Here is a 22,307-nt window from a genome sequence, read left to right as displayed (position 1 = left end):
GAGGAGCACAGTTGCAGAGGTCTCCGGCTGTCCTCATGCCTTTTGTATCGCATCGGGCACTGGGGTGGCCGCCTGCGGCCATCGACGACACCTGGGGCTTGAATACCATCGCGCAAGGAATGGCATATTGTGTGTGCAGTACCCTTCATTGCGCGCATTGCGAGTTTTTGTTTCTGGATATCCGCTTCTCGGATCAAGAAATGGAGCGTTTGTACGAGGGGTATTATGGCAAGGCCTATGAAGCGCTCCGTGAGCATTACGAGCCGGGGTTCAGGGAGCGCAACAAGGTGCTGAACGCCCCGAGTGGGCTGCTGGAAATCACCAGGTCATACATCCTTCAATACAGTACGCCGGAGCATATTCTAGATTGGGGAGGAGGGGACGGGACCAATACGCCATTCAAAGGTGACGGCTATTCGATCGATATTTTCGATATAAGTAACAAGCCCACCGTGCCTGGCACTCGGCGTGTCTCCATGGGCGATATGCGCGACCGCGCCTATGACCTGGTCGTCTGTCGGCACGTCCTGGAGCATGTGCCCTATCCAGCGGAAACCCTCGCGCAGATGCGCCATTGCATGCAAGATGACACATTGCTCTATATCGAGCTTCCGCATGAGGCATTGATGGTGGGAAATCGTGAGGTCTCGCCTGAGCAGAAGCGGCATTGGCATGAACACATCAACTTTTTCTCGGTTGCGGCGCTCAACAACCTCCTCGATGCTGGTGGGTTCAGTGTTCTTAATGTGCAGTCAACCCCTATTGATGGCGATGCGCGACGAGGGTCGGCGTCCTATATCCTGCAAGCTATCGTGAAAAAAACGCAGCCAGTGGGTTGATGGCCTTGGGTAGGAAAGGCAGCCATGGCGTTGCGGCTTGCAACGCTTTGGTCGTATAACCGTGACTTGGCAGTCGAAACGCGCATCTCTAATCTATTGAGTCAGCGGGCAGCCACGTCGACGCGCCTGGCTAGGTCTGTCATAGGCCTGATCCCGCAATATCCGCCATGTCTACCGGGAAGCCACAATGATTGGCATAAAAAACATCGCCAGTTACGTACCTGTCGAGGGTGTCGACAACTATGCCCAGGGTGCGAAATTTGGCAAAGATCAGGATTTCATTTTCGGCAAGATCGGCTCCACCTTCTTGCCGCGCAAGGGTGCTGAGCAGGAAACCTCCGATCTGTGTGTCGAGGCCGCAAAGAATCTGTTTGCTGCTAATCCTTCATTTGACCCGGCATCCGTCGACATTGTCATTGTCGTGACCCAGAACGGGGATGCTGAAGGCCTGCCGCACACTGCTGCCATCGTCCAGCATAAGCTTGGCCTACCGACAGCAATTGCCGCCTTCGATATTTCCCTGGGGTGCTCCGGCTATGTCTATGGCATTTATGCCATGAAAGGCTTCATGGAGGCTGCCGGGCTGAAAAACGGCTTGTTGCTTACTGCTGACCCGTATTCGAAGATCGTCGATCCTGAGGATCGCAATACCACCATGTTGTTCGGTGATGCCGCCACCGCGACCTGGATGGGCGAGGATGCCACCTGGCAGCTCGGCAAATCGCTTTTCGGCAGTGATGGTGCGGGCGCCGAGCATCTGCGTACGACCGACGGCAAGTTCTTCATGAATGGCCGTCAGGTATACAACTTTGCCTTGGTCAAAGTCCCGGCACACCTGCAGGAGCTACTCGAAGCCAGCCAGTTGCAGGCCGATGACATCGATTTGTATTGCCTGCACCAAGGTAGTGCTGCGATCGTCGATGCAGTGTCGCAGCGTTTCAAAGACGGCGAGCACAAACAGAAGTTCGTCAAAGACATGGTTGAGACCGGTAATACCGTGTCGTCGAGCATTCCGCTGCTGCTGGAGAAGCATGTGCTTGGCTCGCAGCACAAGCGCATTGCGTTGAGCGGCTTTGGCGTGGGGTTGTCGTGGGGCTCGGCAATCATTGAGCGTCGTGACTGACAGTTTTTACCAATAAACAAACGCCGCCGACTCCCGGGCGGCGTTTTTGTTTGGGTCTTTTTTGAACGTGCCAGCCCCTTCGTGGAGGTGCTCCTCCCTCCATAAAGGAAGGGGCGCCCAGGGCTAGGTCGTAGTCGAAATCTTGGCGTCAAAACCTTGATTTCATTGGGCTGGCAGGATGCCATTAATTTTTTTTAAAAATCCGCTAAAGCAACCCGGCCTGACGACGATAACTATTACGAAGGTTCTCTGTGCCACACCCGGCGAATTGCCAAGGCCGGAAGCCGTAGTACACACTCCAACGAGGAATTCGTCATGGCTTTGACTGTTACCACCAACACCACCTCTCTGGGCGTTCAGAAGAACCTGAACCGTGCTTCCGACGCACTGGCCACCTCGATGACCCGTCTGTCCTCCGGCCTGAAAATCAACAGCGCCAAAGACGACGCCGCCGGCCTGCAGATCGCAACCCGCATGACTTCGCAGATTCGTGGTCAGACCATGGCGATCAAAAACGCCAACGACGGTATCTCCATCGCCCAGACTGCTGAAGGTGCGATGCAAGAGCAGACCAACATGCTGCAGCGTATGCGTGAACTGGCACTGCAAGCACGAAACGACAACAACAGCTTCAAGGACCGTGACGCGCTGAACGGCGAGTTCCAGTCGATGCTGAAGGAAATCAACCGTGTTGCTGACAGCACCGAGCTGAACGGTAAAAAGCTGCTGAGCGGCGCTGCCGGGACCATGACCTTCCAGGTGGGTTCCAACGGCGGTAGCGGTAACCAGATCTCGATTACCCTGAGCGCAGCTGTTGACAGCACCTCTAGCGGTGTTCTGTCTGCTCTGGGTACCAACTCGAGCATTGCCATGACTGGCACTGGCATGGCTGCTTCTGACTACGACGCACTGTTCCAAAAAGTGATCACCGGTATTGATGACGCGCTGCAGAACATCAACAGCACTCGTGCTGATCTGGGTGCTGCCCAGAACCGTCTGACCAGCACCATCAACAACCTGCAAAACATCAACGAAAACGCCGAAGCGGCCCGTGGCCGCGTACAGGACACCGACTTCGCTGCTGAAACTGCCCAGCTGACCAAGCAGCAGACTCTGCAGCAAGCGTCGACCTCGGTTCTGGCCCAGGCCAACCAGCTGCCATCGGCAGTTCTGAAGCTGCTGGGCTAATCTGCCTGACAGTCATTAGCGGGGGAGTGCCCATGTGGCACTTCCCCGCTTTTTCATTGCGAGGTGGCAGAGATGGACATGAACCTCAAGTTGAACCTGTCTTATCAGTCAGCGCGAACGGCGGAGCAGCTTGCCGACAAGCCGATTGCCAAGTCGATAGGGGTTTCTGCTGATAGCAAGAAAGACGACCCGGTGAAGGTTCAAGGCGTTGACGATGTTAAAAGCGCCGTTGCCGAGATCGAAAAGTTTTTGAGCGAAACTCGACGAAATCTGCAGTTCTCCACCGACGAGGAGTCCGGCAAGATTGTAGTCAAGGTCATCGCCAGTGACAGTGGAGAGCTGATTCGCCAGATACCCTCCGAAGAGGCCCTGCGGATCGCCCACAGCCTGAGCGATGTCAACAGTATTCTGTTCGACGCCAAGGCTTGATCGGCGGCGAACACCAAGGATGTAATCACGTCAGCACTTGCAGGTAGTGGGGCTGACGCTGTAACGAGAGGAAAACTTCATGGCAAGCCCGATTCTTCCCTCTACTGGCCTGGGTTCTGGTCTTAAAATTACTGAAATCGTCACGGCGTTGGTCCAGTCCGACACCGCTGCGAAGCAGGCGCAGATCACCCGGCAGACCAGCAATAACAGTGCGATGATTTCGGGTGTCGGTGCGCTGCGCAGTGCGCTTACGGCGTTCCAGAATGCCATGAAGAAGCTCAATGATACGAGTGCGCCTGCATTCAATGCGTATGCGGCCACTTCATCCAATGACAAGGCAGTGAAGGTGACCTCCGGTAATACTGCAGTGGCCGGTAGTTATGACATTCAGGTGACCAAGCTGGCCGCGGGTTCAAAGGTGGCCAGTCAGCAATTTGTCGGGGGTGCCAGCACAGCGATTAGCAAGGGTGTGCTGACTATTGGGCAGGGCGACCCCGCGAAGGGTGGTAAAGCCTATACGCTCGATATCGGTCCGGATTCCACGTTGCAAAGCGTTCGCGACCAGATCAACAAGGAAATGGGGGCTAATGGTATTAGCGCCAACATCGTCAATGGCGAGGGCGGTGCACGCCTGGTGTTGTCGTCCACTGTCACGGGGAAGGGGTCGGACCTGAGTTTGTCAGGGATTCCTGAGTTGATCATTGATGGCACCCAGTCTATGGCGGAAAGCGATAACGGTGCTGGCCATATTGCGGGTGTGGCCCATGATGCGGAGCTGACCATCGACGGCCTGAAGGTCACCAGCGCTACCAATAAGCTCACGGACGCGGTCAGTGGCTTGAGTCTGGAATTGTTGAGCGAGACGGTAACGGCTGCCAAGGTCACTGTAGCGCCCAACAATGACGGCCTGAAAACCTCGGTGCAGTCTTTTGTCGACGCTTATAACACTTTGCAAAAGGCAATTACGTCCCTCACGGCGACCGAACGTGATAAAGATGACAACCTAGTGTTGGGCTCCTTGACCAATGACCCGACCACTCGTTCGTTGCTCGGTGATATTCGCAAGGTGCTTGCCGAGGTTGGTTCCGGGAATCAATTGACAACCTTGGGGCAGCTCGGGATCAATACCCAGAAAGACGGTACCCTGGAGTTCAATAGCACCAAGTTCACGGCGGCGCTGGACGACAAGAAGCTGGGGGCCGAGGTGCAAGAGCTGTTCACGGGCACCAATGGTGTCTTCGAGCGTATGAACAAGGCCATTGATCCTTACAATGGGACGGATGGTAGCTTGGCCAATCGGAAGGCCAGCCTGGATAAGGCGGCCAAGAACCTTACGGACCAGCAGGCCGCGCTTGATCGCCGTACCAGCTCCTTGACCGAGTCGTTGACCCGAAAATACGTAGCCCTGGATACCGCGCTGGGCAAGATGAAGGCGCAGTCGGACCAGATTACCTCGATCTTCGAAGCGATCAACGCTCAAGCCAAGAAGTCCTGATTGGCACATGCCAGTCGAAAAGCCCGGCCACGCCCTAGGTGTGCCGGGCTTTTTGCTGGGGGTTGCCGCTAAAGTTTTTTGACGGGCCACCGATAAACCGGGTATACGCAACCTTTACCGCAGCAACGAGGTAGACCATGAATCCGATGTTGGCCCTTCGTCAGTACCAGAAAGTAAACAGCGTGGCGCAGACTTCCGAGGCCAGCCCGCACCGCCTGGTACAGATGCTCATGCAAGGCGGCCTGGATCGTCTGGCGCAGGCCAAGGGTGCTATCGCCCGCAAGGATGTGGCGCAGAGGGGCATTCTGATCGGTAAGGCCATCGATATCATCGGCGGGCTGCGTGAAGGGTTGGACCTGGAGAATCATGCCGACACCCTGAGCGACCTCGACAGCCTCTATACCTATATGAGCCGTCGCCTGATCGAGGCAAATGCCAAGGGCGACCCGGCAATTATTGATGAAGTGGCGCGTTTGCTGATCACTGTCAAGGAAGGTTGGGATGCGATTGCCGATCAGCAACCCGAAGCAGTCTAGGAGAGCGGTATGAGCGAGGTGATCGAGCGTATCGAGCAGACCCGTGAGGCGCTGGTGTCTGCACTGGCCTCGCGCGACTGGAATGCAGTCGGCGAGCTCGACCTCGAATGCCGCTTGTGTGTCGATGATGTACTGGCCGAAGCCCGTGAAAATGAGGCCGAGGTGCGTGGCAGCCTGGAGCAGTTGCTGGGCGTTTATCGGCAATTAATTGAGGTCGCAAGTGACGAGCGTCAATCAATGGTCGATGAAATGACGAAAATCCGTCAGGCGAAAAACGCCGCAAAGGTATACCATCTGTTCTCGTGACCACAGATCTTGCAAAAAACCATGCGTCATTAATTTGACTGGATGGTGTTTTTTGACTTTACTAGTGGCTGTTTTCGAATTTCGTACGTCCGAACGCTGACCGTTCAGTCGGAATGATGTCGAGCACGCCCCAAAGGGCGCCGATATGACTAGGGAAGTTGCTATTGCATGTGGCGTGAAACCAAGATTCTTCTGATCGATGACGACAGCGCTCGCCGCCGCGATCTGGCGGTGGTCCTGAATTTTCTAGGCGAAGAAAACCTCGCGTGCTCGAGCCAAGACTGGCGGCAGGCGGTGGAATCGTTGTCTTCGAGCCGGGAAGTGCTGTGCGTGCTTGTCGGTGCTGTGGATGCTCCGGGTAATCTCCTTGGGCTCGTTAAGACAGTGGCTGGGTGGGATGAGTTCCTTCCAGTGCTGCTTTTGGGTGAAAATTCTTCTGCGGAGTTCCCGGAAGAGCTTCGCCGTCGGGTCCTTTCCAACCTCGAAATGCCGCCGAGCTACAGCCAGTTGCTCGATTCGCTGCACCGTGCCCAGGTCTATCGCGAGATGTACGACCAGGCACGCGAGCGCGGGCGCCAGCGCGAGCCAAACCTGTTCCGCAGCCTGGTCGGCACCAGCCGCGCCATTCAGCATGTGCGGCAGATGATGCAGCAGGTGGCGGACACCGATGCCAGCGTGTTGATCCTCGGCGAGTCGGGCACCGGCAAAGAGGTGGTGGCGCGCAACCTGCACTACCACTCCAAGCGCCGTGATGCGCCCTTCGTGCCGGTCAACTGCGGCGCGATTCCGGCTGAGCTGCTGGAAAGCGAACTGTTCGGTCATGAGAAGGGGGCCTTTACCGGTGCCATCACCAGCCGTGCCGGGCGTTTCGAGTTGGCCAACGGCGGCACTCTGTTCCTCGACGAGATCGGCGACATGCCGCTGCCGATGCAGGTCAAGCTGTTGCGCGTGTTGCAGGAGCGCACTTTCGAGCGGGTTGGTAGCAACAAGACTCAGAGTATCGATGTGCGCATCATCGCCGCGACCCACAAAAACCTCGAAAGCATGATCGAGGATGGGAGCTTCCGCGAAGACCTGTACTATCGCCTGAACGTCTTCCCCATTGAAATGGCGCCCCTGCGTGAGCGGGTGGAAGACATCCCGTTGCTGATGAACGAGCTGATCTCGCGCATGGAGCACGAGAAGCGTGGTTCCATCCGTTTCAACTCTGCCTCGATCATGTCGCTGTGTCGGCATGGCTGGCCGGGCAACGTGCGCGAGCTGGCCAACCTGGTCGAGCGTATGGCGATCATGCACCCGTACGGGGTGATCGGTGTGTCCGAACTGCCGAAGAAATTCCGCTACGTCGATGATGAAGACGAGCAGATGGTCGACCACCTGCGCAGTGATCTCGAAGAGCGCGTCGCCATCAACGGCCATGCGCCGAACTTCGCCAGCCCGGCTATGCTGCCGCCTGAAGGCCTTGATCTCAAGGACTACCTGGGCAGCCTGGAGCAGGGCCTGATCCAGCAGGCGCTGGACGATGCCAACGGTATCGTTGCGCGCGCGGCTGAACGTTTGCGTATCCGTCGCACCACCCTGGTCGAGAAGATGCGCAAGTACGGCATGAGCCGTCAGGGTGGCGAGGAGCAGGCGGAGGATTGAGGTGTTGCCTGCGGGGTGTAGGGCTTTAGTTTTGTGTCGCGCTCGATCTCCCAGGCACCCAATACCTCAAGGCCAGCAATAAAACCCCATCTCCGGCACGGCTATTGCTACATCGCTGGCACCACACCGTTTTTATGACGGTCAGCCACGCGAGAGAGCACGATGCCCCAGGCCGCCCACGTTTCCCGAGCCCCCGATCTGCAGGGGCATACCCAGGTCGAGCAGGAAAGCCGACAGGGTGTCGAGCAGGCTTTCGCCTTGTTCAATCAGGTCTCCAGCCAGCTAAGCCAGTCGTACAGCCTGCTCGAGGCCCGCGTCAGCGAGCTCAAGGGCGAGCTGGCTGTGGTCAGCGCCCAGCGCATGGATGAACTGAACGAAAAGGAACGCCTGGCCAACCGCCTGCAGAACCTGCTGGACCTGTTGCCCGGCGGGGTGATCGTGATTGATGGCCAGGGCAGGGTGCGTGAAGCCAACCCGGCCGCCTGCGAGCTGCTCGGCGAGCCGCTGATCGGTGAGCTGTGGCGCCAGGTAATTGCCCGCAGCTTCGCCCCGCGCAAGGATGACGGTCACGAGGTGTCGCTGCGTGACGGTCGCCGCCTGTCTATCGCTACCCGTTCGCTGGATGCCGAGCCCGGCCAGTTGGTGCTGCTCAACGACCTGACCGAAACCCGTCGCCTGCAAGACCAGCTGGCGCGTCACGAGCGCTTGTCGTCCTTGGGGCGCATGGTCGCCTCGCTGGCCCATCAGATCCGCACGCCACTGTCGGCAGCCATGCTCTACGCCAGCCACCTGGCCGATAGCGAGCAAGACTTGAGCGCTGAAACCCGGCAGCGCTTCGCCGGCACCTTGAAAGAGCGCCTGCACGAGCTGGAGCACCAGGTGCGCGACATGTTGGTGTTCGCCCGCGGCGAGCTGCCGCTGGGCGATCGTGTGACCCCAAAAGCATTGTTCCAGGCCCTGCAGCAGGCGGCACAGTCGCACGTGCAAGGGCATGCCGTGCGTTGGCAGTGCGACAGCCACCTGGGCGAGCTGCTGTGCAACCGCGACACCCTGGTCGGCGCCTTGCTCAACCTGATCGAGAATGCCCTGCAAGCCTGCGAAGAACCGGCCCGGCTCAAGGTGCACGTGTTCCGTCGCGAGCAGGTGTTGCACCTGTGCGTGAGTGATGCCGGCAGCGGTATCGACGTCGATTTACTGAGTCGCCTGGGCGAGCCATTCTTGACCACCAAGGCCACTGGCACTGGGCTGGGCCTGGCCGTGGTCAAGGCCGTGGTGCGCGCGCACCAGGGCACCCTCAGTGTGCGCTCGAAGGTTGGGCGCGGGACCTGCGTGCGGGTGGAGCTGCCGCTGATCGATGGGCAACTGGCGGAGGCGGGCTGATGGCGATCAAGGTGCTGCTGGTCGAAGATGACCGCGTATTGCGCCAGGCGCTTGGCGACACTCTGGAAATCGGCGGTTTTGCCTACCGCGCCGTGGGCAGTGCCGAAGAGGCGCTGGAGGCGGTGCTGGCCGAGGCGTTCAGCCTGGTGGTCAGTGACGTGAACATGCCCGGCATGGATGGGCATCAGCTGCTGGCGCAATTGCGCCGCCAGCAGCCGCAACTGCCGGTGCTGCTGATGACGGCGCATGCCGCAGTCGAGCGTGCCGTGGAGGCGATGCGACAGGGCGCTGCCGATTACCTGGTCAAGCCCTTCGAGCCCAAGGCATTGCTGAGCCTGGTGGAGCGCCACGCCGCCGGGCGTGTGAGCGCGGCGGACGAGGAGGGGCCGGTGGCCTGCGAGCCAGCCAGCCGACAGTTGCTGGAGCTGGCGGCGCGGGTGGCGCGCAGCGACTCGACCGTGTTGATCTCTGGCGAGTCGGGCACCGGCAAGGAAGTGCTGGCACGCTACATTCATCAGCAATCGCTGCGGGCAGCCCAGCCCTTTGTGGCGATCAACTGCGCCGCCATCCCCGACAACATGCTCGAAGCCACCCTGTTCGGTCACGAGAAAGGCGCCTTCACCGGCGCTATCGCGGCCCAGGTCGGCAAGTTCGAGCAGGCCGAGGGTGGCACCTTGTTGCTCGACGAGATTTCCGAGATGCCTCTGGGTCTGCAGGCCAAGCTGTTGCGGGTGCTGCAGGAACGTGAGGTGGAGCGGGTGGGTGGGCGTAAGCCGATCAGCTTGGACATTCGTGTGTTGGCCACCACCAACCGCGATCTGGCTGGCGAAGTAGCGGCTGGGCGCTTTCGTGAAGACCTGTATTACCGACTGTCGGTGTTCCCCCTGGCCTGGCGCCCGCTGCGCGAGCGGACCGGCGACATCCTGCAGTTGGCCGAACGCTTGCTGGCCCGTCACGTTGCCAAGATGAAACACGCGCCGGTGCGTTTGTCTGCCCAGGCGCAGGCCTGCCTGCAGTCGCATGCCTGGCCGGGTAACGTGCGCGAACTGGACAGCGCCTTGCAGCGGGCGCTGATCCTGCAGCAGGGCGGGGTGATCGAGGCGGCAGATTTCTGTCTGGCAGGCGCCATTCCATTGTCAGCTGGTGCGGCGCCTTCTACGGCCGAGGTGGCCGCTGAGGCCAGTGCCCTGGGTGATGACATGCGCCGCCATGAGTACCAGATGATCATCGACACCTTGCGCGCCGAGCGCGGCCGCCGCAAGGAAGCTGCCGAGCGCCTGGGCATCAGCCCGCGCACCCTGCGTTACAAGCTGGCGCAGATGCGCGACGCCGGGTTCGATGTCGAGGCCAGCCTCTTCGGCTGATAAGCCGCAGGTGCGTGTTATGTCGGTGCGGCCCATTCGCGCCACGAGGCCGCTCCCACAAAGGCGCGTCAAATCAGAAGGGGTGGCAAGGCTGGCACCTTTGTTGCTTTACACGAGCTATCCGCCGCATGAGTGTCAAAAAAATGCGGCCGCCGGAGAGAGAAGGTCATGAGCCAAGGTGTTGAATTCAATCGTCTGATGCTGGACATGCGGGCCATGCAGGCCGATGCCATGTCGCTGCCCAAAGTGTCCGCCGCCCCTGAGCTGGCGCCGGGCCAGAGCAGCTTTGCCGACATGCTCGGCCAGGCCATCGGTAAAGTGAGTGATACGCAACAAGCCTCGACTCAGTTGGCCAATGCCTTCGAGATCGGCAAGAGTGGCGTCGATCTGACCGACGTGATGATCGCTTCGCAAAAGGCCAGCGTCTCCATGCAGGCACTCACCCAGGTACGCAACAAGCTGGTCCAGGCGTACCAAGACATCATGCAGATGCCGGTTTGAGGACGGACGTAACCCATGGCTGAAGCAGTCGTCGATAACGCCCCCGCCAAGAGCGGCCAGCCAGCGGCCAAGCCGCCGCTGTTCGGCATGGCGTTTCTGGAAAACATCTCGCAGATGCCCATGCTGCGTCAGGTCGGCCTCATGGTCGGGTTGGCGGCAAGCGTGGCGATCGGCTTCGCCGTGGTGCTGTGGTCGCAGCAGCCGGACTACCGGCCGCTGTACGGCAGCCTGTCGGGCATGGACACCAAGCAGGTCATGGAAACCCTGGCCGCCGCAGACATCCCCTACAACGTCGAGCCCAATTCCGGCGCTCTGCTGGTCAAGGCCGACGACCTCTCCCGTGCGCGCCTGAAGCTTGCGGCCGCAGGCGTGGCACCGAGCGATGGCAACGTCGGTTTCGAGTTGCTCGACAAGGAGCAGGGCCTGGGCACCAGCCAGTTCATGGAGGCGACCCGTTACCGCCGCAGCCTGGAGGGCGAACTGGCGCGTACGGTGTCCAGCGTAAACAACGTCAAGGGTGCACGGGTGCACCTGGCGATCCCGAAAAGTTCGGTGTTCGTGCGTGACGAACGCAAGCCCAGTGCCTCGGTACTGGTCGAGTTGTACCCTGGCCGCGCATTGGAAGCCGGGCAGGTGATGGCGATCGTCAACCTGGTCGCCGCCAGCGTGCCGGAGTTGGACAAGTCGCAGGTTACCGTGGTCGACCAGAAGGGCAACCTGCTGTCCGAGCAGTTGCAGGACACTGCCCTGACCATGGCGGGCAAGCAGTTCGACTACAGCCGGCGCATGGAAAGCATGCTCACCCAGCGCGTGCATAACATCCTGCAACCGGTGTTGGGTAACGATCGCTACAAGGCTGAAGTGTCCGCCGACCTGGACTTCAGTGCGGTCGAATCGACCTCCGAGCAGTTCAACCCAGACCAGCCGGCGCTGCGCAGCGAGCAGTCGGTCGATGAGCAGCGCGCCAGCAGCCAGGGCCCGCAAGGCGTGCCGGGCGCGCTGAGCAACCAGCCACCCGGTGCTGCGTCCGCGCCGCAAACCACCGGCGCTGCCGCCACCCCGGCCGCCGCCATCCAGCCCGGCCAGCCCCTGGTGGATGCCAACGGCCAACAGATCATGGACCCGGCCAGCGGCCAGCCGATGCTCGCGCCGTACCCGTCAGACAAACGTCAGCAGAGCACCAAGAACTTCGAACTGGACCGCTCCATCAGCCACACCCGTCAGCAACAGGGCCGCATGACCCGCCTGTCGGTGGCGGTGGTGGTCGACGACCAGCTTAAGATCGACCCCACCAGCGGCGAGAGCACGCGGGCCCCATGGGCTGCCGAGGACCTGGCGCGCTTTACCCGCCTGGTGCAGGACGCGGTCGGCTTCGATGCCAGCCGTGGCGACAGCGTGACGGTGATCAACGTGCCGTTTGCCGCCGACCGTGGCGAAGAGATCGCCGACATCGCCTTCTATCAGCAGCCGTGGTTCTGGGACATCGTCAAGCAAGTGCTGGGCGTGGTGTTCATCCTGGTGCTGGTGTTCGGCGTGCTGCGCCCGGTGCTCAACAACATTACCGGGGGTGGCAAGCAGGCTGCCTCGGACAGCGACATGGAGCTGGGCGGCATGATCGGTCTGGATGGCGAACTGGCCAACGACCGCGTCAGTCTGGGTGGCCCGACAAGCATTCTGTTGCCAAGCCCGAGCGAGGGTTACGAGGCGCAGCTCAACGCAATCAAAGGCCTGGTGGCCGAAGACCCGGGCCGCGTGGCCCAGGTTGTGAAAGACTGGATCAACGCCGATGAGTGATAACCGAGCCGTTACCGCCAAGCTGAGCCGCGTCGACAAAGCGGCGATCCTGTTGCTCTCGCTGGGCGAGACCGATGCTGCCCAGGTACTGCGGCACATGGGGCCCAAGGAAGTGCAGCGGGTGGGCGTGGCCATGGCGCAGATGGGCAACGTGCACCGCGACCAGGTCGAGCAGGTGATGAGCGAGTTTGTCGACATCGTCGGCGATCAGACCAGTCTGGGTGTGGGGTCCGACGGTTATATCCGCAAGATGCTCAACCAGGCCCTGGGCGAGGACAAGGCCAACGGCCTGATCGACCGCATCCTGCTGGGCGGCAACACCAGCGGCCTGGACAGCCTCAAGTGGATGGAGCCGCGTGCCGTGGCCGATGTGATCCGCTACGAGCACCCGCAGATCCAGGCCATCGTGGTGGCCTACCTGGACCCTGACCAGGCCGGTGAAGTGCTGAGCAACTTCGACCACAAAGTGCGCCTGGACATCATCCTGCGCGTGTCGTCGCTCAACACCGTGCAGCCTGCGGCGCTCAAAGAGCTGAACCAGATTCTCGAGAAGCAGTTCTCGGGCAACTCCAATGCCGCGCGTACCACCTTGGGTGGCATCAAGCGTGCCGCCGACATCATGAACTTCCTCGATAGCTCCGTGGAAGGTGCGTTGATGGACTCGATCCGCGAAGTTGACAACGACCTGTCGGAGCAGATCGAAGACTTGATGTTCGTCTTCAACAACCTGGCCGATGTCGACGACCGCGGTATCCAGGCGCTGCTGCGCGAAGTGTCTTCGGACGTGCTGGTGGTGTCGCTCAAGGGCGCTGACGAGCGGGTCAAGGACAAGATCTTCAAGAACATGTCCAAGCGTGCCTCCGAGCTGCTGCGCGACGACTTGGAAGCCAAGGGGCCGGTGCGGGTCAGCGACGTGGAAACGGCGCAGAAAGAAATCCTCACCATCGCCCGACGCATGGCCGAGGCCGGCGAGATCGTGCTCGGTGGCAAGGGCGCCGAGGAAATGATTTAAGCCGCAGCTCTGCAGAGTGCTACTGGCCCGCTCCCACAGGGGCCAAGCCCGTCTACCTGTCGAACAGGGTTTTGAGTACCTGAGAACATGTCCAGCAAAGAGCATCACCCCAGCGACCTGATCCGCGCCCGCGACCTCGAGGGCGTCGATGTCTGGGCGTTGCCCAGCTTCGACCCGCAGCCCGAGCCTGAACCCGAGCCTGAGCCCGAAGTCATCGAAGAGGAAATCGAGGAAGTGCCGCTGGAAGAAGTCCAGCCGCTGACCCTCGAAGAGCTCGAAGCCATTCGCCAGGACGCCTACAACGAAGGTTTCGCCACCGGTGAGCGCGAGGGCTTTCACAGCACCCAGCTGAAGGTGCGCCAGGAAGCCGAGCAGGCCCTGGCAGCCAAGCTGGAAAGCCTCGAACGGCTGATGGTGAACCTGATGGAACCCATCGCCGAGCAGGACACGCAGATCGAAAAAACCGTGGTGCACCTGGTCGCGCACATGACCCGCCAGGTGATCGGCCGCGAGCTGCGCAGCGATTCCAGTCAGATCGCCCATGTACTGCGCGAAGCCCTGAAGTTGCTGCCGATGGGCGCGGACAACATCCGCATTCACCTCAATCCCCAGGACTTCGAGCTGGCCAAGGCCCTGCGCGAGCGTCACGAGGAAAACTGGCGGCTGCTCGAAGACGAAGCCCTGCTGCCAGGTGGCTGCCGCATCGAAACCGCCCATAGCCGTATCGACGCCAGCATGGAAACGCGTATCGAGAAGGCCGTGGCGCAGCTGTTCGATCAGCTTCACGACCATTCGCTGCACCCGGCACCGGCGGATGTTTCCATCGACCTGGATCACCCCGATGCGCCTTGATCGCACCAGTTTCGGCAAGCGCCTGGGCAGTTACGCCGAGACCATAGAGCTGCCGACCCAGCCGGTTGTCGAGGGTCGCCTGCTGCGCATGGTCGGCCTTACCCTGGAAGCCGAAGGCCTGCGCGCTGCGGTGGGCAGCCGCTGCCTGGTGATCAATGATGACAGCTACCACCCGGTGCAGGTCGAAGCTGAGGTCATGGGCTTTGCTGGCTCCAAGGTGTTCCTCATGCCTGTCGGCAGCATCGTCGGCATTGCCCCTGGGGCGCGGGTGGTACCGCTGGATGACGGTGGCCGCTTGCCCATGGGCATGAGCATGCTCGGGCGGGTGCTCGATGGTGCCGGGCGCGCCCTCGATGGCAAAGGTGGCATGAAGGCCGAAGACTGGGTGCCGATGGACGGCCCGGTCATCAACCCGCTCAACCGCGACCCCATCAGCGTGCCGCTGGATGTGGGCATTCGCAGCATCAATGGCCTGCTGACCGTAGGTCGCGGCCAGCGCCTGGGCCTGTTTGCCGGTACCGGCGTGGGTAAATCGGTGTTGCTGGGCATGATGACGCGTTTTACCGAAGCCGAGATCATCGTCGTCGGGCTGATCGGTGAACGGGGCCGTGAGGTGAAAGAATTCATCGAGCATATCCTCGGTGAGGAAGGCTTAAAGCGCTCGGTGGTGGTCGCATCGCCTGCCGATGATGCACCGCTGATGCGGTTGCGCGCTGCCATGTATTGCACGCGCATTGCCGAGTACTTCCGGGACAAGGGCAAGAATGTCCTGTTGTTGATGGACTCGCTGACCCGTTTTGCCCAGGCCCAGCGCGAGATCGCCCTGGCCATCGGCGAGCCGCCCGCGACACGCGGTTACCCACCGTCGGTGTTCGCCAAACTGCCCAAGCTTGTGGAGCGGGCGGGTAATGGCGAGCCCGGCGGCGGTTCGATCACCGCCTTCTACACAGTATTGTCGGAAGGCGATGACCAGCAGGACCCGATCGCTGACTCGGCGCGGGGTGTGCTCGACGGGCATTTCGTGCTGTCGCGCCGCTTGGCCGAAGAAGGCCACTACCCGGCAATCGACATCGAAGCCTCGATCAGCCGGGTCATGCCCCAGGTGGTCGATGCCGATCATCTGCGTCAGGCGCAAAAGTTCAAGCAGCTGTGGTCGCGCCTGTCGCAGAGCCGTGACCTGATCAGCGTGGGTGCCTATGTGCCCGGGGGCGACCCGGAGACCGACCTGGCCATCGCCCTGCAATCACGGCTGGTGGACTTTCTGCGCCAAGGCCTGGACGAGAACGTCGGCATGGCGCAGAGCCGCGAGCAGCTGGGGGCGATTTTCACGCCTCCGGCGGGCGGTTAACAGGCCATGGCGCTGCCCGGACGTGCTGCGCGCCTGGCGCCGGTGGTGGCTATGGCCGAAGAAGCCGAGCGCAAGGCCGCCCAGCGTCTGGGGCATTTCCAGCAGCAGGTGGCCCAGTCCCAAGTCAAGTTGGCCGAGCTGGAGCGGTTTCGCGAAGACTACCAGCTGCAGTGGATCAACCGCGGCGGGCAGGGCGTCAATGGCAACTGGCTGGTCAACTACCAGCGTTTTCTCGGGCAACTGGAAACAGCCATGACCCAGCAGCGCCAGAGCCTGAGCTGGCACCAGAACAACCTGAACAACGCCCGCGGCACCTGGCAGCAGGCCTATGCCCGGGTGGAGGGGTTGCGCAAGCTGGTACAGCGTTACCTGGAGGAAGCGCGGCGGGCCGAAGACAAGCGCGAGCAGCGTTTGCTGGACGAGTTGTCGCAACGCTTGCCCCGGCAAAATCATCTGTAGCCGGTGCTAGCTTGCCACGCCCACTTCAGGCTGCTAAACCTTAAAGTTGCATCCGCCATCATCGAAGGAATCGCTAGCATGGCAGTCGAGACTGTTTTTTCGCAGGACGGGAAAAAGCTCACGATCAAGATCAAGGGGCGCTTCGATTTCGGCAAGCATCAGGAGTTTCGCGACGCCTACGAGCGCCAGCCTGATCGGCCGGACTCGGTGGTGGTCGATCTGAAAGACACCACCTACCTCGATAGCTCCGCGCTCGGCATGCTGCTGTTGCTGCGCGATCACGCGGGCGGCGACGACTCGGATGTGCGCGTGGTGCATGCCAGCTCCGATGTGCGCAAGATCCTCGCCATCTCCAATTTCGAAAAACTGTTCGATATCAGTTGAGCCTGGTGATGGCTGCCGAACAGGCGTTGACCGTGCTGGTCGCTGAAGACGGGGCGGCAGACCGCTTGCTGCTGGCGCAGATCGTCCGGCGCCAGGGCCATCAGGTGTTCACGGCGGAAAATGGCGAGCAAGCGGTGGCGCTGTTTGTCGAGCGCCGCCCGCAACTGGTGCTGCTCGATGCGTTGATGCCGGTCATGGACGGTTTCGAAGCGGCCCGGCAGATCAAGGCCCTGGCCGGCGAGGCGCTGGTGCCAATCATTTTCCTGACCTCGCTGAACGAAGAAGATGCGCTGGTGCGCTGCCTGGAAGCGGGCGGCGATGACTTCATGGCCAAGCCGTACAGTGCGGTGATCCTCGCGGCCAAGATACGCGCCATGGACCGCCTGCGCCGGCTGCAGGCCACCGTGCTCGCCCAGCGCGACGAGATCACCCGCCACCATCACCACCTGCTTAACGAGCAACGGGTGGCCAAGGCGGTATTCGACAAGGTGGCCCATGCCGGTTGCCTGGCCGCGCCCAATATCCGCTACCTGCAATCGCCCTACGCATTGTTCAACGGTGACCTGCTGCTGGCAGCGTTCACGCCCTCCGGGGACATGCAGGTGCTGCTGGGGGATTTCACCGGCCACGGCCTGCCTGCCGCCGTCGGCGCCATGCCCCTGGCCGAGGTGTTCTACGGCATGACGGCCAAAGGCTATGGCCTGGCGCAGACCCTGCGCGAGATGAACGCCAAGCTCAAGCGCATCCTCCCGGTGGATATGTTCTGTTGTGCCTTGATGCTCAACCTGAGCGTGCAGCGGGGTTCGGTGGAGGTATGGAACGGCGGCATGCCCGACGGCTATCGCTTGTCGGCGGGCGGCGTAGTGCTGTCGACGCTTGCCTCGCGCCATCTGCCGCTGGGCATTCTTGCCCCCGAGCGCTTCGATGACAGCACCGAAGTGCTGCCGCTGGCGGCGGGCGAGCGCTTGTTGCTGTTGTCGGACGGGGTGCTCGACACCGCCGATGATCAGGAGCGCTTGTTCGGAGTCGAGCGCCTGCATGAGGTGTTGGCCGACAACCGTGACCCGGCGTGCCTGTTCGACGAGGTGATGCTGGCCTTGGAGCGTTTCGGCGGGCGCCCTCGGGATGACATCAGCCTGTGTGACATCCGCATGTTCACGGCTGATGAGCGGGTGCCGGCGCCAATGATCTACGCTGAAAGCGGCCGCCCCAGCCCGCTGGATTGGTCGCTCGGTTTCGAGCTGCGCAGCGAAAGCCTGAAGCGGTTCAATCCGGTGCCGTACCTGGTGCAGTTGTTGCAGGAGATTCACCCACTGCAGTCGCGTACCGGCAATCTGCACAGCGTGCTCAGCGAGCTGTATTCCAATGCCCTGGAGCATGGCGTGCTGGGCCTGAATTCGCGGCTCAAGCGTGATGTCCAGGGCTTTGCCGACTACTACCGGGAGCGTGCCCGGCGCTTGGGCGAATTGGCCGACGGCTTCGTGCGTATCGACCTCAAGGTGGAACCCCTTGCCGAAGGCGGGCGTCTGATGATCGAGGTGCGGGACAGCGGTGCAGGGTTCGATGTACAGCGCGTACTGTCGCGGCCATCCCGGGAGCACGGCTTGAGTGGCCGTGGTTTGAACCTGGTACAGCGGCTCTGCAGCGACGCCCAGTGGTGCGAGGGTGGTCGCTGTGCGCGGGTCGAGTTCGTGTGGTGAGCGCTTATGGTGAGCGCTTTAATAAAGAGCCACGCCCTGGCTTGATCAAGGAGTGAACAAGTGACAGAGATTCATATCGACCACAAGGTGCTCAGTGATCTGCGTGAGGTCATGGAGGATGGCTACCTGCACCTGGTGCAGACGTTCCTGGACGACTCCGAGCGGCGCCTGAGCGAGTTGCACGCCGCCAAGAGTGCTGAAGAACTGGGCTCGGCGGCCCACAGTTTCAAGGGCAGTAGCAGCAACATGGGGGCTGTCGCCCTGGCCGCCCTGTGCCAGCAACTCGAAGACCGCGTACGGCAGCCACCCTTGTATGGCATCGAGGACCTGATCAACCGCATCGACAAGGAGTATGTGGAGGTTCGGCGCTTCTACCGCGGCGAGGGGCAAGGTATCTCGGCTGGCTGATGCGCGAGTTGGCGCGAGTTTTGCCTGTCTTTGCCCGGATGACTTTTCAGTTTCTGGCGCGGAGACCGCTCAATGCCTGTCGCACCCAATCCTTTGTTGCAACCAAGCGCCGTAGGCAAATCGTCGCGAGCAACCGGCTCGATTGCCGACAAGCCGTTGCAGGCGCAGGGCGACGCGGGCGGCGGCTTCGGCCAGGTCATGGCCAAGCAGCAAGCGTTCGGGCACGACGACAAGGTCGCCCAGGCCAAGCCCAAGGATAAACCTGAGGTGGCACACGGCGGCAAGAAACACGCTGCCGACAAGCCGTCGGTTGCCGATGACGGCAACAAATTGCCAGCCGAAGATCAGGCGCCAGCCGCAAACGACACGGGGTTGCGTGATGCCAGCCTGGTGGCCGGCCAGGTCACTGATGCGCAACCTGGGGCGCAATTGATTCAAGCCCAGGCCGAGGCGGTGGCGCCGGTGCTGCAGGCTGCCACGGCACAATCGCAGGCGCTTGCCGAGCTGCCTGAGGAGCCACTCGCTGCAGAGGCCTTCGACGCCGACGCCGACCCCTTGGCTAACCTGCCGACCTTGCGCCTGGCCCTGGAGCAGAGCGCTCAGGCCAAGGGCACCACCTCGGCACACGCCGTGGACCCTTCGCAGGTCCAGGGCGACGAGGGGCGGGCAGCCGTCAATACCTTGGCGAATCTGATCGACAATGCCGAGGGTGACGCGGGTGAGCCCGGCGACAAGGCGTTCGGCGCGCTGTTCGAAGATGGCTTGAAAGACACCAAGAGCGCCAGCAGCGACACGCGCATCGACGATTTCGCCGATCGACTGGCCAGCCTGACCCAGGCCGCCACGGCCAAGACCGCCAATGCCGTGCCAGCGAGTACCAGCCCCTTGCACCAGCCATTGCCGATGAACCAGAGCGCCTGGACCGAGGGCTTGGTCAATCGGGTCATGTACCTGTCCAGCCAGAACCTCAAGTCGGCGGATATCCAGCTGGAGCCGGCAGAGCTGGGGCGGTTGGACATCCGCGTCAATGTTGCGACGGACCAGTCGACCCAAGTGACGTTCATCAGCGGCCACGCCGGTGTGCGTGACGCCCTCGACAGCCAGGTGCACCGCCTGCGCGAGTTGTTTGCCCAGCAGGGGCTGGCGCAGCCGGACGTCAACGTTGCTGACCAGTCGCGTGGGCAGCAGCACCAGCACGCGCAGGAGCAGGGCAGCAATCTCTCGGGCGTTGCAGCGCGGCAGCAGGCCGGGCAGGGCGGCGCCGAGCAGGTCGACAGTGCAAGACCGGTTGAGCAGCAGGTGGTGATTGGCGACAGTGTGGTCGATTACTACGCGTGATGTTCTGTTGTCTGTGCTGGCCTCTTCGCGGGCAAGCCCGCTCCCACAGGTGTTGTACTGGCTTCTAGGGCAGTGAGGTACCTGCGGGAACGGGCTTGCCCGCGAAGAGGCCAGCACCGGTAAACCTGGATAAACCCTGGGGTCGCCAAATCTGGCATAACACTTGCTCAAGCCACGTCATCCTCCTTTGAACCCCCGATGGACGACGGATTATTGGCATGGCGAATACCGAAGCAGTAAAAGACCCCGCCACAAATGGCAAACTCAAGCTGATCCTGCTGTTGGTGCTGGGCCTGGTGCTGGCAATCGGCCTGTCGGTGGGCGCTACCTGGTTCATCATGCACAAGAGCGAGCCTGCGCCGGCCACCGACCCGGCAGCTGCCAACGTCAAGCCTGCAGCCATCTACGAGGTGCTCACCCCGGCCTTCGTGGTCAACTTCAACCAGAACGGCCGCCAGCGCTACATGCAGTTGAGCGTCACCCTGCAAGGTCGCAGCCAGGCTGATCTGGATGCCCTCAAGGTGCACATGCCGGTGATTCGCAACAACCTGGTGATGATGTTCTCTGGGCAAGGCTTCGACACCCTGGCCGCCAGCCCGGTCGGGCAGGAGATGCTGCGTCAGAAAGCCACCGCCGTGGTCCAGGAAGTCGCCCAGAAGGAAGTCGGCAAGCCGGTCATCGACCAGTTGCTGTTCACCAATTTCGTATTGCAGTAGGAGTCCGCAATGGCCGTACAGGACCTGCTGTCCCAGGATGAAATCGATGCGCTGTTGCACGGTGTCGACGATGGTCTGGTGCAGACCGAAAGCGCTTCCGAGCCAGGCAGTATCAAAAGCTACGACCTGACCAGCCAGGATCGAATCGTCCGCGGTCGCATGCCGACCCTGGAAATGATCAACGAACGCTTTGCCCGCTATACCCGCATCAGCATGTTCAACCTGTTGCGCCGCTCCGCCGACGTGGCGGTGGGCGGCGTGCAGGTGATGAAGTTTGGCGAATACGTGCATTCGCTGTATGTGCCGACCAGCCTCAACCTGGTCAAGATCAAGCCGCTGCGCGGCACGTCGCTGTTCATCCTCGACGCCAAGCTGGTGTTCAAGCTGGTGGACAACTTCTTCGGCGGTGACGGCCGTCACGCCAAGATCGAGGGCCGCGAGTTCACCCCGACCGAGTTGCGCGTGGTGCGCATGGTCCTCGACCAGTGCTTCGTCGACCTCAAGGAGGCCTGGCAGGCCATCATGCCGGTCAACTTCGAGTACATGAACTCTGAGGTCAACCCGGCCATGGCCAACATCGTCGGCCCCAGCGAGGCGGTGGTGGTGTCGACCTTCCACATCGAGCTGGACGGCGGTGGCGGCGACCTGCACGTGACCATGCCGTACTCGATGATCGAGCCAGTGCGCGAAATGCTCGACGCGGGCTTCCAGTCCGACCTGGACGACCAGGACGAGCGCTGGGTCAAGGCCCTGCGCGAGGACGTGCTGGACGTCGCCGTGCCACTGACCGCCACCGTTGCCCGCCGCCAGCTGAAGCTGCGCGACATCCTGCACATGCAGCCTGGCGATGTGATCCCGGTGGAGCTGCCCGAGCACCTGGTGCTGCGCGCTAACGGCGTGCCGTCGTTCAAGGCGCGCCTGGGTTCGCACAAGGGCAACCTGGCGCTGCAGATCATCGACCCGATCGAACGCCGCTGACGGCGTGCCGGTCGCTCACTACGAATTGAATGCCTGTCGAGGAAATCATGGCTAACGAAAACGAGATCACCTCCCCAGAGGACCAGGCCCTGGCCGACGAATGGGCCGCGGCGCTGGAGGAAACCGGTGATGCCGGCCAGGCCGATATCGATGCGCTGCTGGGTGGCGACACCGGCAACAGCGGTGCGGGCCGCCTGCCAATGGAAGAGTTCGCCAGCTCGCCGCGGCCGAACGAGAACGTCAGCCTCGAAGGCCCAAACCTGGACGTGATCCTGGATATTCCGGTGAACATTTCCATGGAAGTGGGCAGCACCGAGATCAATATCCGCAACTTGCTGCAGCTGAACCAGGGTTCGGTGATCGAGCTTGATCGCCTGGCTGGCGAGCCGCTCGACGTGCTGGTCAACGGCACGCTGATCGCCCATGGCGAAGTGGTGGTGGTCAACGAGAAGTTCGGCATCCGCCTAACCGACGTGATCAGCCCCAGCGAACGTATCAAGAAGCTGCGCTGAG

23 protein-coding genes are annotated in these 22,307 nt (G+C 61.5%); all 23 read left to right on the top strand.

Translation table 11 applies throughout. The features are described from left to right. Positions 1 to 35: 35 nt before the first annotated feature. The 23 genes from ACSSU5_RS03260 (at position 36) to fliN (ending at position 22,306) form a co-directional block, all read left to right on the top strand. A complete protein-coding gene (locus ACSSU5_RS03260) occupies positions 36 to 839 on the top strand; it encodes a class I SAM-dependent methyltransferase (RefSeq protein ID WP_492560592.1) in 804 nt (267 codons plus the stop codon). 187 nt (positions 840 to 1,026) lie between these two features. Further along, on the top strand, positions 1,027 to 1,962 hold the full coding sequence (locus ACSSU5_RS03255) for a ketoacyl-ACP synthase III (RefSeq protein ID WP_492560591.1): 936 nt from the start codon (positions 1,027 to 1,029) through the stop codon (positions 1,960 to 1,962). A gap of 315 nt (positions 1,963 to 2,277) precedes the next feature. Further along, complete coding sequence (locus tag ACSSU5_RS03250) at positions 2,278 to 3,150, top strand: flagellin domain-containing protein (RefSeq protein ID WP_492560590.1); 873 nt, start codon at positions 2,278 to 2,280, stop codon at positions 3,148 to 3,150. Between the two features lie 72 nt (positions 3,151 to 3,222). Beyond that, entirely contained in the window at positions 3,223 to 3,579 is a 357-nt protein-coding gene (locus ACSSU5_RS03245; protein WP_264312178.1) for a flagellar protein FlaG, read from the top strand. 79 nt (positions 3,580 to 3,658) lie between these two features. Then, positions 3,659 to 5,074, top strand: a complete 1,416-nt coding sequence (gene fliD / locus ACSSU5_RS03240; protein ID WP_492560589.1) for a flagellar filament capping protein FliD — start codon at positions 3,659 to 3,661, stop codon at positions 5,072 to 5,074. A 137-nt stretch (positions 5,075 to 5,211) separates the two neighbouring features. Then, the gene (gene fliS / locus ACSSU5_RS03235; protein ID WP_492560588.1) at positions 5,212 to 5,610 is read left to right on the top strand and encodes a flagellar export chaperone FliS; all 399 of its coding nucleotides are present in this window, start codon (positions 5,212 to 5,214) and stop codon (positions 5,608 to 5,610) included. Positions 5,611 to 5,619: 9 nt separating this feature from the next. Then, positions 5,620 to 5,916 (top strand): flagellar protein FliT, encoded by a 297-nt coding sequence (gene fliT, locus ACSSU5_RS03230; RefSeq protein ID WP_492560587.1) that lies wholly within the window; start codon positions 5,620 to 5,622, stop codon positions 5,914 to 5,916. A gap of 168 nt (positions 5,917 to 6,084) precedes the next feature. Beyond that, on the top strand, positions 6,085 to 7,560 hold the full coding sequence (fleQ, locus tag ACSSU5_RS03225; RefSeq protein WP_264312182.1) for a transcriptional regulator FleQ: 1,476 nt from the start codon (positions 6,085 to 6,087) through the stop codon (positions 7,558 to 7,560). Between the two features lie 162 nt (positions 7,561 to 7,722). Then, complete coding sequence (locus ACSSU5_RS03220; protein WP_492560586.1) at positions 7,723 to 8,940, top strand: sensor histidine kinase; 1,218 nt, start codon at positions 7,723 to 7,725, stop codon at positions 8,938 to 8,940. Further along, positions 8,940 to 10,304 carry a sigma-54-dependent transcriptional regulator gene (locus tag ACSSU5_RS03215; RefSeq protein ID WP_492560585.1) on the top strand — a complete coding sequence of 455 codons (1,365 nt, stop codon included), beginning with the start codon at positions 8,940 to 8,942 and terminating at the stop codon, positions 10,302 to 10,304. Before ACSSU5_RS03220 ends, ACSSU5_RS03215 begins: the two co-directional genes overlap by 1 nt. A 168-nt stretch (positions 10,305 to 10,472) precedes the next feature. After that, positions 10,473 to 10,805: a flagellar hook-basal body complex protein FliE gene (fliE, locus tag ACSSU5_RS03210; protein ID WP_264312185.1), complete on the top strand. Its 333-nt coding sequence runs from the start codon at positions 10,473 to 10,475 to the stop codon at positions 10,803 to 10,805. 15 nt (positions 10,806 to 10,820) lie between these two features. After that, positions 10,821 to 12,599: a flagellar basal-body MS-ring/collar protein FliF gene (fliF, locus tag ACSSU5_RS03205; RefSeq protein WP_264312186.1), complete on the top strand. Its 1,779-nt coding sequence runs from the start codon at positions 10,821 to 10,823 to the stop codon at positions 12,597 to 12,599. Then, on the top strand, positions 12,592 to 13,611 hold the full coding sequence (gene fliG / locus ACSSU5_RS03200; protein WP_027593031.1) for a flagellar motor switch protein FliG: 1,020 nt from the start codon (positions 12,592 to 12,594) through the stop codon (positions 13,609 to 13,611). The genes fliF and fliG overlap by 8 nt, the downstream gene beginning before the upstream one ends. An 87-nt stretch (positions 13,612 to 13,698) precedes the next feature. Next, the gene (gene fliH / locus ACSSU5_RS03195; RefSeq protein ID WP_264312187.1) at positions 13,699 to 14,463 is read left to right on the top strand and encodes a flagellar assembly protein FliH; all 765 of its coding nucleotides are present in this window, start codon (positions 13,699 to 13,701) and stop codon (positions 14,461 to 14,463) included. Continuing rightward, positions 14,453 to 15,811 carry a flagellar protein export ATPase FliI gene (gene fliI / locus ACSSU5_RS03190; protein ID WP_264312188.1) on the top strand — a complete coding sequence of 453 codons (1,359 nt, stop codon included), beginning with the start codon at positions 14,453 to 14,455 and terminating at the stop codon, positions 15,809 to 15,811. Before fliH ends, fliI begins: the two co-directional genes overlap by 11 nt. A 6-nt stretch (positions 15,812 to 15,817) precedes the next feature. Next, positions 15,818 to 16,270, top strand: coding sequence for a flagellar export protein FliJ (gene fliJ / locus ACSSU5_RS03185; RefSeq protein WP_492560584.1), 453 nt, complete (start codon positions 15,818 to 15,820; stop codon positions 16,268 to 16,270). 78 nt (positions 16,271 to 16,348) lie between these two features. Continuing rightward, on the top strand, positions 16,349 to 16,654 hold the full coding sequence (locus ACSSU5_RS03180; protein ID WP_264312191.1) for an STAS domain-containing protein: 306 nt from the start codon (positions 16,349 to 16,351) through the stop codon (positions 16,652 to 16,654). Positions 16,655 to 16,662: 8 nt separating this feature from the next. Next, entirely contained in the window at positions 16,663 to 18,354 is a 1,692-nt protein-coding gene (locus tag ACSSU5_RS03175; RefSeq protein ID WP_492560583.1) for an ATP-binding SpoIIE family protein phosphatase, read from the top strand. Between the two features lie 60 nt (positions 18,355 to 18,414). Beyond that, on the top strand, positions 18,415 to 18,762 hold the full coding sequence (locus tag ACSSU5_RS03170) for an Hpt domain-containing protein (RefSeq protein ID WP_492560582.1): 348 nt from the start codon (positions 18,415 to 18,417) through the stop codon (positions 18,760 to 18,762). A 72-nt stretch (positions 18,763 to 18,834) separates the two neighbouring features. After that, positions 18,835 to 20,100 carry a flagellar hook-length control protein FliK gene (locus ACSSU5_RS03165; RefSeq protein ID WP_492560581.1) on the top strand — a complete coding sequence of 422 codons (1,266 nt, stop codon included), beginning with the start codon at positions 18,835 to 18,837 and terminating at the stop codon, positions 20,098 to 20,100. A gap of 218 nt (positions 20,101 to 20,318) precedes the next feature. Then, entirely contained in the window at positions 20,319 to 20,816 is a 498-nt protein-coding gene (gene fliL, locus ACSSU5_RS03160; protein WP_264312195.1) for a flagellar basal body-associated protein FliL, read from the top strand. A 9-nt stretch (positions 20,817 to 20,825) separates the two neighbouring features. Further along, positions 20,826 to 21,794 carry a flagellar motor switch protein FliM gene (gene fliM / locus ACSSU5_RS03155; protein ID WP_027593022.1) on the top strand — a complete coding sequence of 323 codons (969 nt, stop codon included), beginning with the start codon at positions 20,826 to 20,828 and terminating at the stop codon, positions 21,792 to 21,794. Positions 21,795 to 21,841: 47 nt separating this feature from the next. Continuing rightward, positions 21,842 to 22,306, top strand: a complete 465-nt coding sequence (fliN, locus tag ACSSU5_RS03150; protein ID WP_027593021.1) for a flagellar motor switch protein FliN — start codon at positions 21,842 to 21,844, stop codon at positions 22,304 to 22,306. Position 22,307: the final 1 nt, after the last annotated feature.

It is taken from the genome of Pseudomonas sp. E1MeOHC2, from assembly GCF_058745025.1.
Note: the sequence above shows the minus strand (reverse complement) of the source record. Positions and strands in the feature narration are given on the sequence as shown.